This window comes from Acetobacterium tundrae (genome assembly GCF_008086615.1).
GTDB lineage: Bacteria > Bacillota > Clostridia > Eubacteriales > Eubacteriaceae > Acetobacterium > Acetobacterium tundrae.
The window spans coordinates 17,260-30,919 of sequence record NZ_RXYB01000008.1; the positions used below are offsets into that span (position 1 = coordinate 17,260).

Annotated in this window: 12 protein-coding genes and 5 tRNA genes; all 17 read right to left on the minus strand. The window is 41.0% G+C overall.

Annotated elements, in window-relative coordinates; translation table 11 throughout:
* Positions 1-27: 27 nt before the first annotated feature.
* Positions 28-684, minus strand: coding sequence for a methionine ABC transporter permease (locus FZC40_RS08005; protein ID WP_148603388.1), 657 nt, complete (start codon positions 682-684; stop codon positions 28-30).
* On the minus strand, positions 677-1,726 hold the full coding sequence (locus FZC40_RS08010) for an ATP-binding cassette domain-containing protein (RefSeq protein WP_148603389.1): 1,050 nt from the start codon (positions 1,724-1,726) through the stop codon (positions 677-679). Before FZC40_RS08010 ends, FZC40_RS08005 begins: the two co-directional genes overlap by 8 nt.
* Positions 1,727-1,980: 254 nt before the next feature.
* Positions 1,981-2,352, minus strand: coding sequence for a YccF domain-containing protein (locus tag FZC40_RS08015; RefSeq protein ID WP_148603390.1), 372 nt, complete (start codon positions 2,350-2,352; stop codon positions 1,981-1,983).
* Positions 2,353-2,409: 57 nt separating this feature from the next.
* On the minus strand, positions 2,410-3,159 hold the full coding sequence (locus FZC40_RS08020; RefSeq protein WP_148603391.1) for an alpha/beta fold hydrolase: 750 nt from the start codon (positions 3,157-3,159) through the stop codon (positions 2,410-2,412).
* A gap of 162 nt (positions 3,160-3,321) precedes the next feature.
* Positions 3,322-3,397, minus strand: a tRNA-Lys gene (locus FZC40_RS08025).
* Between the two features lie 117 nt (positions 3,398-3,514).
* Positions 3,515-3,590, minus strand: a tRNA-Gln gene (locus FZC40_RS08030).
* A gap of 20 nt (positions 3,591-3,610) precedes the next feature.
* Positions 3,611-3,687 (minus strand) — tRNA-His (locus tag FZC40_RS08035).
* Between the two features lie 24 nt (positions 3,688-3,711).
* Positions 3,712-3,788, minus strand: a tRNA-Arg gene (locus tag FZC40_RS08040).
* A gap of 19 nt (positions 3,789-3,807) precedes the next feature.
* Positions 3,808-3,881, minus strand: a tRNA-Gly gene (locus FZC40_RS08045).
* 200 nt (positions 3,882-4,081) lie between these two features.
* Positions 4,082-4,573, minus strand: a complete 492-nt coding sequence (locus FZC40_RS08050; protein WP_148603392.1) for a metallophosphoesterase family protein — start codon at positions 4,571-4,573, stop codon at positions 4,082-4,084.
* 13 nt (positions 4,574-4,586) lie between these two features.
* The gene (gene rdgB, locus FZC40_RS08055; protein ID WP_148603393.1) at positions 4,587-5,183 is read right to left on the minus strand and encodes an RdgB/HAM1 family non-canonical purine NTP pyrophosphatase; all 597 of its coding nucleotides are present in this window, start codon (positions 5,181-5,183) and stop codon (positions 4,587-4,589) included.
* 13 nt (positions 5,184-5,196) lie between these two features.
* Positions 5,197-5,913, minus strand: coding sequence for a ribonuclease PH (rph, locus tag FZC40_RS08060; protein WP_148603495.1), 717 nt, complete (start codon positions 5,911-5,913; stop codon positions 5,197-5,199).
* 178 nt (positions 5,914-6,091) lie between these two features.
* Positions 6,092-7,528, minus strand: a complete 1,437-nt coding sequence (gene gatB / locus FZC40_RS08065; protein ID WP_148603394.1) for an Asp-tRNA(Asn)/Glu-tRNA(Gln) amidotransferase subunit GatB — start codon at positions 7,526-7,528, stop codon at positions 6,092-6,094.
* 3 nt (positions 7,529-7,531) lie between these two features.
* On the minus strand, positions 7,532-9,004 hold the full coding sequence (gene gatA, locus FZC40_RS08070; protein ID WP_148603395.1) for an Asp-tRNA(Asn)/Glu-tRNA(Gln) amidotransferase subunit GatA: 1,473 nt from the start codon (positions 9,002-9,004) through the stop codon (positions 7,532-7,534).
* Positions 9,005-9,013: 9 nt separating this feature from the next.
* Entirely contained in the window at positions 9,014-9,301 is a 288-nt protein-coding gene (gene gatC, locus FZC40_RS08075) for an Asp-tRNA(Asn)/Glu-tRNA(Gln) amidotransferase subunit GatC (protein ID WP_148566941.1), read from the minus strand.
* 100 nt (positions 9,302-9,401) lie between these two features.
* Complete coding sequence (ligA, locus tag FZC40_RS08080) at positions 9,402-11,393, minus strand: NAD-dependent DNA ligase LigA (RefSeq protein WP_148603396.1); 1,992 nt, start codon at positions 11,391-11,393, stop codon at positions 9,402-9,404.
* A gap of 47 nt (positions 11,394-11,440) precedes the next feature.
* On the minus strand, positions 11,441-13,648 hold the full coding sequence (locus tag FZC40_RS08085; RefSeq protein ID WP_148603397.1) for an ATP-dependent helicase: 2,208 nt from the start codon (positions 13,646-13,648) through the stop codon (positions 11,441-11,443).
* Between the last annotated feature and the right edge of the window lie 12 nt (positions 13,649-13,660).

A 13,660-nucleotide genomic window follows, 5' to 3' on the forward strand; every position in this document is an offset into this window, starting at 1 on the left:
AATCTTCTTTTTTTAAAAAACAAGCTGCTATTTTCTATGATCCTGCTTTTGCGCAATTTTCATCCCAAATTCTTGAAAAATCTGAACGATTAAAACTAAAAGTACGACAGTAACAACCATTACCCCTGTTTCATAACGATAATAACCAAAACGAATGGCAATATCTCCCAGTCCACCGCCGCCAACGATTCCAGCCATGGCTGAATAACCCAAAATGGTCGTTGTTGCAATGGCCGCTCCGATAATCAAGGATGGCTTCGCTTCTGGAATCATGACCTTTGTCACGACTTGAAGCGGACTAGCCCCCATAGACAAAGATGCTTCAATAATCCCATAGTCCACTTCTTTTATAGAAGACTCCACCAAACGAGCGATGAAAGGCGCCGCCGCAAGAACGAGTGGTACAATGGTTGCTGTTGATCCAATACTCGTTCCGACAATAAACCGAGTAAACGGGATCACTGCTATTAAGAGAATTAAAAAGGGAATTGACCGAGTAATATTTACAATAATATCCAATACCTTGTTAAGCAGTCTCATTGGTACAATTCCTTCTGAATCACTGGTCACCAATAATACCCCCACTGGCAATCCGATAATGTAAGCGATAAGAGTTGAAACCAAGGTCATGTAAAGTGTTTCAAAAGTTCCTTGAATAATTAATGTCGTCATTGAGCTATCCATCGATTTCCACCTCCTCAACGCCAATCTGGCGAGAACGAAGGTAGTAGATTGCCCGAGATGCGGTTAACTCGTCCTCCGGTAACTGGATAACCATTTGTCCAAAACTAACACCGTCAATATCTTTCATATCGGCATGAACAATCTTTATCAGACACTTTGTTTCCAGTACCATTTTTGCCATAACTGAATCACTGGATGAATTCTCATCAAATACGAGCCGATAACAATTCTTACCCATGACAACCGATCCCTGATCACCTTCAGAAAAGATCATTTTTTTTGCTATTTCGGTTTTTGGATTTCTAAAAATTTCCTCCACCGGTCCATATTCAGCGATCTTGCTTTCGTCAATGATTGCCACGTGATTACAGATTTGTTCGACAACACTCATTTCATGGGTGATGATGACAATGGTAATCCCCATTTTTTGATTGATTTCTTTTAGCAGACTCAGAATTGATTTCGTTGTTGAGGGATCAAGTGCTGAAGTTGCTTCATCGCACAGCAGAATTTTGGGATTATTTGCCAGTGCTCTGGCAATCGCAATTCTCTGTTTTTGTCCGCCCGATAATTGTGATGGATAGGCCTTTGCTTTATCTGGCAACCCTACCAGTTCCAAAAGCTCCGCAGTTCTTTTCTTCGCCGTCTCCTTATCAACTCCTGCAATTTCCAGGGGAAAAAGGATGTTTCTTTCCGCAGTTCGCTGCATCAATAAATTGAATTGTTGAAAAATCATTCCCACCGAATAGCGTACGGTTCTCAGTTTTTTTTCAGTCAGTTTTGAAATGTCTTGTCCATCAATGAAAACACTGCCGTCAGTCGGCTTTTCCAGAAGATTGATACAACGAACCAAGGTGCTTTTTCCTGCCCCGCTCATACCAATAATTCCAAAAATATCTCCCTGGTTCACTGTTAGGTTAATCCCCTCCAGTGCCTTGACCTCACCACTTTTGGGGTGAAATGTTTTTCCCAGGTTTTTAATTTCAATGATGGGTTTTTGGGACGTCTTATTACTTTTGATGTTCCTCACCCTCCTAATCATTAAGATTGAAACACTATCTCAATTTCAAGTACGTCATCAAATTGTATTTCTCATAACAGATTAGTAAACCTCTCCAATCCTGCGCCGAATGATAAATAACTGTACTTGAAAAAGAGCTTGATTAGATAAAGTATCTAATAGATAAATATAAATCCATTATCACTTTTCTACAAGCTCCGTTATGTTTCATACTAACTTGTTGCTTTATTATAGTCTTGATTTTATTTTATTGTCAAGCATATTATACCTATCAGTTATCTAGTATCGGTGATTTCTGCACCAAACGGAAGTAATGCCAATTTAGCAAATTTAAACCATTGCAATCCAAAGGGAATGCCAATAATCGTAATACAATAAACCAAGCCTAAAATAGCGGAGCCCAAAGCTAGTCCCCATCCAAATATAAGTAACCAGAAAATATTCAAAAGGACCGACCCGGTCCCCATTTTTGAATAATCAACTGTTTTTCCAAAAGGCCAAAATACCAGATGTGCCATTTTAAATGCCTGAATCCCCAAAGGGATGCCAATAATCGTAATACAGCAAATCACGCCTGCTAAAAGCCAGCCTAAAGCCATGATCAGTCCACCAAGTATTACCCAGAGAATATTACCAAGTGCTTTCATTATTTTTCCTCTTTTTTCTTCAAAATAAATAAATCTGCAGCCAAAGTGATTTCTTTATTATTTTCTTATCTCAGCCATTTCCTTTTCTACTATCCTTTCACAAGTAATGGACTGCTGATCTGCTGCTGAAATTGTCGATACCCCATCACCTTTTTGTTCCCCATAATTTCCGAAATTCCCGTGATTTCCACCGATTATTTCATAAAAAGTGATATCGGCAGGCATTTTTATTTTTGCCGTCTCAAAAGCCGTTCGATTTAAAATGTGATCTTCACTTCCATATAGGCTTAAAACCGTTATCTTGGTTTGAGATAAATCTTTATTGGGATAAGCTCCCAGGAGCACCAATCCGGAAACCTTCTCTTCATTCTCAGCCGCATAATCCGATGCCATAGCACCGCCCAATGAATGACCGCCAATGATCCAGTTCGATACTTCCGGCAGCGCTTCCATCGCCGCATCTGCTCCATTGATATTAAATACCGCCAAATTAAAGGGCATTTTAACAATTACCGTTGTCAACCCTTTTTCCGCCAGCAAATGCATGAGGGGAGCATATGCACTTGCCTCGACTTTCCCTCCAGGATAAAAAACAAACCCAATATCCTTTTGTCCCTGTGTTGGGGTAAAAATAATAAGATTTCCTTTTTCCTCAACTGTCACTTGTGCATCTGAGATGAGCGCATCAAAAGCTATTTTATCAGCATGATAATAGTCTCCCAGATAAGTCAGCATTCCAATGATAACGGCAACTAGAATTATCCCGATTGCTCCAATTATTTTCTGTATTCTTCTCTTTTTTATCATAGCATCTCCTTGTCATCATTGAAGTCATTGTAAAACAAACACTTTCGTTTGTTTATTACCCCTTTCTTCATTAAGAAACACCCATTAGCAACACTATACTACATAAACCACATTCTATCAAAAAATAAAAAAGCCGCAATCACTGCGGCTATGTTTTCTTATTGGTGACCCATGGGCGACTTGAACGCCCGACACCCTGATTAAAAGTCAGATGCTCTACCAACTGAGCTAATGGGTCAAATAGAATATTTAATTATTGTTTGTCTTCATACGATTGTGTGATCCAGTTGTTTGCCTAACTAAGTGATTCACACCAAATCAAAGATTTGGGTTCTCTACTTGTCAAAAATAAAAATGGCAGGGGTAGCAGGACTCGAACCTACGCATGCAAGAATCAAAATCTTGTGCCTTACCGACTTGGCTATACCCCTAAGCAAATCATGATATAAAATGGGGTGGATAGTGGGACTCGAACCCACGATTTCCAGAATCACAATCTGGCGCTCTAACCGACTGAACTATACCCACCACAATATAAACACTTTGATAAAATGGTGCGCCTGAGGGGATTCGAACCCTTGGCACACGGCTTAGAAGGCCGTTGCTCTATCCTACTGAGCTACAGGCGCTCAATCCTTTAAAAAAAAATGGAGCGGGTGAAGGGAATCGGACCCTCGCGACTGGCTTGGAAGGCCAGGGCTCTACCACTGAGCTACACCCGCATTGTCTCTCTTAAAGACAAGTGTTAGTATACTTTAAATGGCAATTATTGTCAAGATTTTTTTTATTTTAATCTTGATTTTTATAAATACTGACCGCTTTAATGATCAACTGACCGCCTTTTTGGTTAAGTGAACAATCGGCTTTATCCATAAAAAGTCTACTAAATGGCTGACATCTAGTTTTTTCATAATTTATCTGTTCAGCGGTTGTAACTCCAAACAGGCATTATTCTAGCATCGATATCTCCATTTTCTATCGTTATAATACCATAACTTTCCGGATCTCCCATTCTGGCAGCGCCTACCGATCCGGGATTCATAATAACTGTTTGACCGTCATCTTCTATAAAAGCCTGATGGGTATGACCAAAAAGAATAACCTGGGCATTTCTTTCCATACCTGCGTGATATAGGCGGTTTAAATCCCCTTTAACACCATATTTATGTCCATGACAAGCAAAGAATCTAAAACCACCTAGGATCGTCTCTAAATCCATGCTGCCTTCCTTTGCATAGAAGTCTAAATTTCCTTTGAGAATATGAATCGGAATATTTGTCAGGGTTCGTAAATGCAAGGCATCCTCAACGTAATCTCCCAGATGGATGATTACATCCACTTGACCCATTTCGTTTAATGCCTTTTCTAAAGCTTCAAAGTTTCCATGGCTATCACTCATCACTCCAACTTTCATTTTCTCTCCCCTTCTAATTATTCAATAATAATTCCTTTGCTTTTGCAACGGCAACTGCTCGATGGCTGATTTTGTTTTTCTCTTCATTTGTCATTTCTCCGAAACAACGACCTGTCTCTTCGTGGATAAATAGCGGATCATAACCAAATCCCTCTTCTCCGCAATAATCCAAGGCGATCATGCCTCGAACCAGCCCTTGACAGGTCAATTCCCGGCCATCAGAAAGAATCATGGCAATGGCTGTTATAAATGCTGCGCCACGTTTTTCTTTCGGAACTTCTGCCATCACTTTTAGCAATTTTTTATTGTTATCTGCATACGTAACATTTTCCCCGGCATAACGCGCGGAATAAATTCCCGGCTCTCCATTTAAAATATCCACTGATAATCCCGAGTCATCACCCATTATGATCAGGTCTTTTCCCGGCCCATAAGGTTTTAGCGCTCGAACCTTAATGAGTGCATTTTCTTCATAACTCAGACCATCCTCAATAATCTTGATGTCGATTCCAAGATCCTTCATGGTAACAACCTCAAAGGCACCACCAAGCATCGCTTTTATCTCTTTGGCCTTATTTTGATTTCCTGTCGCTAATAGTATTGTTCTCATCTCTATTTACCCACTATCCCAATAATGTTTCTTTCTGGAAGTCAATAATTTTTTTGATACTTTCTTCGCCAAGTGCCAACATTTTTTCAAGTTCTTGTTTACTAAATGGTCGTTCTTCGCCGGTCCCCTGTATTTCAATGATTTCACCTTTTTCGGTCATAACCATATTCATATCCACTTCGGCATTTGAATCTTCTTCATAACACAAATCCACAAGCGGTTCGCCCTGATGAATCCCCACACTGGTGGCGGCAACAAAATTGGTAATCGGCATTTCCTTAATCATGCCTTTGTTAACCATGTTTGACAAGGCATCATGCAGCGCTACAAAAGAACCGGTAATGGCAGCAGTTCGTGTTCCTCCATCGGCCTGAATAACATCGCAATCAATCCAAAGGGTGCGCTCTCCAAGTTTACTCAGATCGATCACCGACCTCAGACTTCTCCCAATCAGGCGCTGTATTTCCATGGTTCGTCCGTCTATTTTTCCCCGATTCCGATCTCTGCTTTTTCGGGTATTGGTTGACCCTGGAAGCATTTCATATTCGGCGGTAACCCAACCCTGTTTATGACCTTTTAAAAACGGCGGTACTTTTTCTTCAATCATTGCTGTACAAATGACCTTGGTATCCCCCACTTCAATAAGTACGGATCCCTGGGCATGCTTGATATAATTCCGGGTCACCGCCATGGGTCTTAATTCATTCTTTTTTCGTCCATCTATTCGCAAATCATTATTGTCTATTCCATCTATATTTTCCATGTTTTTCCTTTTCTTTTTGGGTCTATTTAAATTTAAAAGCAAAATGCCTTTATGTCCGGTTTCCTGTTTATCCATTGGTATACTTGAAGCTAAAGTCCACGCTCCGGCCTAGCCATGATAACAGGAAGATCGGACATGATAGTGGTTATCCTAAGTGTTTAGCAACCACTTCTCGAATGATTTTATTGGCAACTTGCGGATTTGCTTTGCCTTTTGTTTCTTTCATAACTTTTCCAGTTAAGAATCCATAGGCTTTCTCATTTCCAGTTCCGATATCTTCGACCGATTTCGGATTATCGGCAACAATTTTTTCGATAATTGCTTCCAGTTCTGCTGTATCGCTCATTTGAGCGAGACCCTTTTCTTTTACAATCTCACCCGGATTTTTACCGGTATTAAACATTTCTTTTAATACTTCTTTTCCGCTGGTTCCATTGATAACATTCTCTTTAACCAATTTTAAAAGTTCTGCCAATTGAACCGGAGCAATCGGAATGTTTTCCATGGTTATTTCTTTTTCTTTTAATAATGGTGGGATTTCTACCATTATCCAGTTTGAAATTTGTTTTGGTTCGTCATACAATACCACCGCTTCTTCAAAGAACCGAGCCGTTACACCGGTGGCTGTCAACACGCCGGCATCGTACTCCGGCAGTTTATATTCATCAATATAGCGTTGTTTTTTTGCTTCCGGCAGTTCCGGCAACTCACGTTTTATTTTTTCGATATATTCTTTTTCAATGACAATGGGAACTAAATCCGGTTCTGGAAAATATCGATAATCCTGGGCTTCTTCCTTGCTTCGCAGGGAAGCAGAGACCCCTTTGGTATCGTCCCATTTTCTGGTTTCCTGAACAATTTTATGTCCCTTTTTCAGCTCAATAATCTGTCGTTTGCTTTCATATTGCACCGCCCGAATTAAGGCCCGGAAGGAGTTCAGATTTTTCATTTCGGTACGGGTACCCAAAACGGTCACGCCCTTTTCTCGCATCGAAATATTGACATCAAAACGCATCGACCCTTCCTGCATCTTACAATCGGATACCCCCGTATACTCCATAATATTTCTTACTTTTTCAGCAAAAGTTCTTGCTTCTTCGGCGCTGCGCAAATCCGGTTCTGTAACAATTTCGACGAGCGGAACGCCACATCGGTTCACGTCAACCAATGTGCCATCGGCAGATTCATGAAGCAATTTTCCGGCATCCTCTTCAATATGTATCCGGGTAATCCCGATATCTTTTTTTACCCCGTCCACTTCAATTTCCACGACCCCCCCGGTACAGATCGGTAAATCAAATTGCGAGGTTTGATAGGCCTTTGGCAAGTCTGGATAAAAATAGTTTTTTCGATCCATCTTGCTAAAATGGGCGATTTCACAATTCAAAGCCAATCCGGCTCTGGTCGCATATTCGACTACCTTTTCATTTAACACCGGCAAAACCCCGGGCATTCCTAAACAGACTGGACAGGTATGGGTGTTTTCTTCCTGACCAAACTTGGTTGGACAGGAACAAAATATTTTTGTTCTTGTGCCTAATTCGACATGGATTTCCATTCCAATGACCATTTCATATTCCATGGTTTAGACCTCCGTTTCCAATGGTGCTTTTAGATTTTTCAAGCCTTTTTCATTTTCAAAGGCCCAAGCCACTTTTAATAAATTTTCTTCACTCAGGATCGGACCCAACAATTGCATGCCGATGGGCATACCGCTATTATCCAAACCGGATGGAATGGATATTCCTGGAATTCCGGCAATATTCACTGGCACCGTATAAATATCGGTAAGATACATTTCCAATGGATTGCTTGTTTTTTCACCTATTCCAAACGCTGTGGTAGGTGCCGTCGGTGTTAAAAGAACATCACATCCGCCAAACACCTGTTCAAAATCTTCTTTAATTAAGGTTCGCACCTGCATGGCTTTTTTGTAGTATGCATCATAATATCCTGAGCTTAATGCATAAGTTCCCAGCATAATCCGACGTTTAACTTCATCTCCAAAGCCCTGGCTGCGTGTTTTTTTATACAGATCCACTAATCCATCGTATTCTTCTGCTCGGTAACCATAGCGGATTCCATCATAACGGGCGAGATTGGAACTAGCTTCAGCCGACGAAATCATATAATAGGCCGAAAGGGCATAATCTAAATGTTGGAAAGACACATCAACAATTTCAGCGCCTAAAGCTTTATAGACTTCAATGGCTTCTTCGAGACTTTTTCTGACTTCTGGTTGGAGACCTTCACCAAAGAAGGCTTGAGCAACCCCAATTTTCAGTCCCTTAACGCCTTGTTTAAGCTCTTGTGTATAGTCTTTTTTTTCTAATTTAAGTGAAGTGGAGTCTTTGGCATCGTGTCCGATAATGGCATTTAAAACCAAAGCACAGTCTTCCACATCTTTGGTAAGCGGTCCAATCTGATCCAAAGAAGATGCAAAGGCCACCAAACCATAACGGGAAACAAGACCATAGGTTGGTTTCATCCCAACCACACCGCAAAAGGATGCTGGTTGCCGGATGGAACCGCCGGTATCTGAACCAAGCGTATAAAAAGCGGTATCTGCCGCCACGGCGACAGCCGATCCACCGCTGGAACCGCCGGGCACTTTATTTAAATTCCAGGGATTATGGGTGATTTTATACGCTGAGTTTTCAGTGGATGACCCCATGGCAAATTCATCCATGTTTGTTTTTCCCAATAAGATTCCACCTTCATCAATCAAACGATCATAGACGTGGGCATTATATGGCGGATTGAAATTATAAAGCATTTTTGATGCGCAGGTGGTTAAAATCCCCTGAGTACACATATTGTCTTTAAGACCGTATGGGATGCCTTCCAACGGGGTTCTTCGCTTTCGTTCTCGAAGTTTTTCATCCACCGCCCGGGCTGCAATCAACGCTTCTTCAGTCTGCAGACTTAGGTATGCCGCAGTTGAATTTTCCACCGCATTGATACGATTAACCACCGACTGCGTGACTTCGGTGATAGTCACTTCCTTTTTATCAAGAAGGTCATTTACTTCATGTATTGTTTTTTGACTTAATTCCATCATTGCCTCCTACTCCATAACCCGGGGAACCTTAAAGCACCCGGCTTCGCTTTCCGGCGCATTGGCCAAAGCTTGTTCATTGGATAAACATGGTTTTGGCACGTCCTCCCTAAATACATTTTGCACCGCCAGCACGTGTTCTGTCGCCTTAACTGTTGATGTATCTAATTCGCTGAGGGTTTCGGCATAATCAAGGACTGCGCCCATTTTATCGATCAGGGCTGTCACTTCATCCGGTGTAAATTCTAAACGGGCAAGATTCGCCACATAGGTCACATCTTCTCGTGTTAAACTCATATCATTTTCCTTTCTCAATTATATTCAATTTTAATGTATCCAACTGTTGATATTTTTTCAATAAGTGCCTGATGTTTCCTGTTTTAAAAATCATCCTTCATTATAAATCAAAGTCACCATTGGTGACAAGGGTTAAAAATTGGTTTTCATCAATAATTCTAATTCCTAATTCCTGAGCTTTGGTTTGTTTTGATCCAGATTTTTCTCCAGCCAGCACGAAATCGGTTTTTTTACTGACACTTGTGGATACTTTTCCACCATTAGCTTCAATGAGTTCCCTGGCTTCCCGTCGATCCAACGATGGCAACGTTCCGGTCAACACAAATGTTTTTCCTTGAAGCGTTTGGGATACTGCCCTGCTTTCCTGAGCCATATTGAGTCCCGCTGATTCCAACCCTCTGATAATTTCTATATTCTTTGAGGTTTTGAAAAAATCCACAATTTCAATCGCCATCTTTTCACCAATATCGAAAATTTCCTTCAGCTCTTTTTCTTCTGCAACCATCAGTTTTTCCATAGATTGAAAATGTTCGGCTAAAACCTTAGCACCTCTGGATCCCACCAAAGGAATTCCCAGCCCGAAAATCAGCCGGGATAATTCCCTTTTCTTTGACGCTTCAATGCCCGTCAAAAGATTGTCCACCGATTTTTCTCCCATTTTTTCCAGGGTAACTAACACATTTCTTTTTTCATGAAGATGATAGATATCCACTGAATTTGTCACCAGTTTCTCATTCATCATCAGCCGCAGCACACCGGGTCCCAGTCCTTCAATATTCATGGCATCCCGAGAAGTGAAGTGAACCAGCTTTCGGAATACTTGAGCCGGGCACGCCATGTTCAGGCATTTAGTGACCGCCTCACCCTCAATTCGAAAAGTCGGTTCATGGCAAACCGGACAGGTTTTCGGCATCTCAAAAACCACTTCATTTCCTGACCGTTTTTCAACCACGACATGATCTACTTCCGGAATCACATCACCGGCTTTTTGAATGACAACATGATCACCAATGCGGATATCTTTTTCTTTTATGTTATCTTCATTATGAAGTGTTGCCCGGCTGATCACTGAACCTGCCAGAGTCACCGGATTAAGCTCCGCCACTGGTGTAAGGGCTCCGGTTCGACCAACCTGAACCGTAATTGCATCAACGGTTGTCACTGCCTGATCCGGCGGAAATTTATATGCAATGGCCCAACGCGGGTTTTTGGTTGTATTGCCGAGCATTTCTCGGTCAGAAAGTTCATCGACTTTAATGACTAATCCATCAATTTCAAAAGCCAGCTTTTGTCTTTCATCTTTCATTAGGCGGCAATAATTAATAATTTCTTCAATATCACTGCAAATCTTGACCTCGCTGGTTTTAAATCCTAAAGATTTTAAGTAGTTCAGGCTTTCTGTATGCGTTCTAAAGCTGCTATCCTCCAGCAACTCAAGATTAAAGATAAAAATATCAAGCGGCCGTAATGCGGTTAATTTAGAATCAAGCTGTCTTAGTGAACCGGCAGCAGCATTTCGCGGATTTGCAAAAGGACTCTCATCATTCAGCAATCGCCGCTGATTCAACTTTTCAAAATCCGATTTTCCCATAAACACTTCACCACGAACCTCTAATGTTACGGGTTCTGTCAGTCGCAGCGGAATGGTGCGAACCGTTTTGAGGTTGGCGGTAACATTTTCCCCAACTTCTCCGTCTCCCCGGGTGGCCCCTTGAATAAACAGGCCATCCTGATAATTTAAAACCACGGTCAGTCCATCAAACTTATATTCAACGACATAGGTTACCTTAGGACAGATTTGCCGAACCCGGCGGTCAAAATCTCTCAGATCTCCGGCATTAAAGGCATTGCTTAAACTCAATTTCGGTTGCGTATACTTAACTTTTTTAAAACCATCAGATGGGCTTCCCCCGACCCGTTGTGTTGGCGAATCCGAAGTAATCAGTTCCGGATGAGACGCTTCGATATCAATAAGTTGCCGCATGAGTTTATCATAATCGTAATCGGAAATCACTGGTGCATCATCAAGGTAATATGCTTTGTTATGATCTTCAATTTTTTTTCTTAGTTGTTCAATCTCAGAGCTCTTCATTTCTTAATTCCATTCCTGAAAATTTTCATTTCTGACAATCACTTTGTTTAAGCTTTGTCAACAAAATCTGGATCCATTTTCTTTATTCCAATCCCCGGAAACGCAACGGAAATCATATTGTTTTTAACCTCAACCACGGTGCCAATGCCAAACTTTTTATGTTTTACCTTGTCGGTCAGCCCAAAAGTATTTTCCGTTTTATTCATTGTTGTGCTCATCGCTTTGGACTTATTCCTGCGAATAGCGACCTTTGATTGGGTAACGCGTTCGGAAAATGTTGTATTCTTTTTCGTATCCACATCAATTTCCGGCTTTCGTTCATATCGTTGTTTATTTTCTACGCATACCTCACTCGGCATTTCTTTTAAAAATCGTGACGGTGATTGCAGTTGTCGCCGTCCATAAAGGGTTCTTTCTGCCGCCCATGAAATATAAAGACGTTTCATAGCCCGGGTAATCCCCACATAACAGATGCGGCGCTCCTCTTCGATTTCTTCGGGTGAATCCATAGATCGTCCATGAGGAAAAATTCCTTCTTCCAGTCCTGGCAAAAACACAATCGGGAACTCCAGCCCCTTGGCGTTATGCAAAGTCATCAATAATACTTTTCCGTCATCTCCCTCATAATTATCCGTTTGTGACGACAATGCCACTGTTTCAAGATAGGCGCTCAGGCTCTGATCATCACTGTTTTTTTCGAAATCAGTTGCTGATGATACCAATTCCCTGAGATTTTCCAAACGACTTTCGCCCTTGTCCATTTTTCCCAGCTCCAGCATTTCCATATATCCTGTTTTTTCTATCACCGCAGTGATTACCTCACTGAGACTTGCATTCTCTCTTGTTTCCGATAATTCGATCATCAGATCACTAAAAGCACGTACTTTATTTCTCACACTGGAACTCAGCTCCGGAATTTCTTCCACATGATAAAAGGCTTCCATTAGGCTATAGCTTTTGAAATTCGCATACTCGCCAATTTTTTCAATCGTTGCCGAACCGATACCTCGTTTTGGCACATTAACAATACGCAAAAAACCCATGTTGTCTTTTGGGTTGCTTAAGACATTTAAATAGGCAATCACATCTTTAATTTCAGTACGTGAATAAAAGCCAGTTCCGCCGATTAACTGAAACGGCAAATCCGCACGCATCAGTGCCTCTTCAAATAATCTTGATTGCGCATTGGTTCGATAAAGAATGGCAAAATCTCCATAAACGCCATTCCCCTGTTTAATGTTGTCTTTTATCTCATCAATAACAAAACGGGCTTCATCGTAACCCTGGTTAAATGAAGAAATCACAATTTTTTCATCTCCAGTATTATTCGTCCATAAAGCCTTTTCCTTACGACCAGTATTCCTAGAAATAACACCATTTGCACAATCCAGAATGACCTGGGTTGAGCGATAGTTTTCTTCCAGCTTAACAACTTTTGCGTCAGGATAATCCTTTTCGAAATCCAGGATATTGCTAATATCCGCACCACGCCAGCCATAAATACTCTGATCATCATCTCCACATACGCAAAGATTTTTGTATTTTGCAGCCAGTAGGTTAACTAACTCATACTGACTATGGTTGGTATCCTGGTATTCATCCACCATGATATATTTAAATCGATTTTGGTATTGTTCCAATATTTCAGGAAACCCCTTAAACAACACCAACGCATTGTAGATAAGATCATCAAAATCCATGGCATTATTTGCTTTCAGGCTTTCCTGATAGCGTTTATAATAAATTCCAACCTTTTCTTTTCTGAAGTCTCCAGCATTTTTTTTAATATAGCTATCGGGACTTATAAAATTGTTCTTTGCGGTGGAAACTTCTCCACTTAAATATTGATGAGAATAATATTTATCGTTTAAGTCCAGTTCCTTAACCAGACTTTTGTACAACCTTTTTTGATCATCCATATCATAAATTACAAAATTTTCATCATATCCCAGCCACTGGCTGTGGGTTCTCATAATCCGCGCGCACATTGCATGAAAAGTAGACATCCAAATACGTTTGCTATCCTGGATATTCATTTTTGCGATACGTTCCCGCATTTCACCTGCTGCTTTATTTGTAAAAGTTATCGCCAAAATTTGCGAGGGCCATGCCTGTTCTGTTTCAATAATGTACGCAATACGGTGGATAATAGTCCGTGTTTTTCCCGATCCAGCTCCTGCCAGTATAAGTAGTGGCCCCTGAATGGTTTCTGCTGCTTCTCTTTGCCTACTGTTTAATCCATCTAATAAACTCATGAATCCTCCTAC

What these genes read in the sequence shown, in the direction of transcription:
- gatC (WP_148566941.1), bottom strand. Translation starts at nt 9,301, where the DNA reads ATGAGTTTAACACGAGAAGATGTGACCTATGTGGCGAATCTTGCCCGT.
- gatA (WP_148603395.1), bottom strand. Translation starts at nt 9,004, where the DNA reads ATGGAATTAAGTCAAAAAACAATACATGAAGTAAATGACCTTCTTGAT.
- FZC40_RS08015 (WP_148603390.1), bottom strand. Translation starts at nt 2,352, where the DNA reads ATGAAAGCACTTGGTAATATTCTCTGGGTAATACTTGGTGGACTGATC.
- gatB (WP_148603394.1), bottom strand. Translation starts at nt 7,528, where the DNA reads ATGGAATATGAAATGGTCATTGGAATGGAAATCCATGTCGAATTAGGC.
- FZC40_RS08050 (WP_148603392.1), bottom strand. Translation starts at nt 4,573, where the DNA reads ATGAAAGTTGGAGTGATGAGTGATAGCCATGGAAACTTTGAAGCTTTA.
- FZC40_RS08085 (WP_148603397.1), bottom strand. Translation starts at nt 13,648, where the DNA reads ATGAGTTTATTAGATGGATTAAACAGTAGGCAAAGAGAAGCAGCAGAA.
- rdgB (WP_148603393.1), bottom strand. Translation starts at nt 5,183, where the DNA reads ATGAGAACAATACTATTAGCGACAGGAAATCAAAATAAGGCCAAAGAG.
- FZC40_RS08020 (WP_148603391.1), bottom strand. Translation starts at nt 3,159, where the DNA reads ATGATAAAAAAGAGAAGAATACAGAAAATAATTGGAGCAATCGGGATA.
- ligA (WP_148603396.1), bottom strand. Translation starts at nt 11,393, where the DNA reads ATGAAGAGCTCTGAGATTGAACAACTAAGAAAAAAAATTGAAGATCAT.
- FZC40_RS08010 (WP_148603389.1), bottom strand. Translation starts at nt 1,726, where the DNA reads ATGATTAGGAGGGTGAGGAACATCAAAAGTAATAAGACGTCCCAAAAA.
- FZC40_RS08005 (WP_148603388.1), bottom strand. Translation starts at nt 684, where the DNA reads ATGGATAGCTCAATGACGACATTAATTATTCAAGGAACTTTTGAAACA.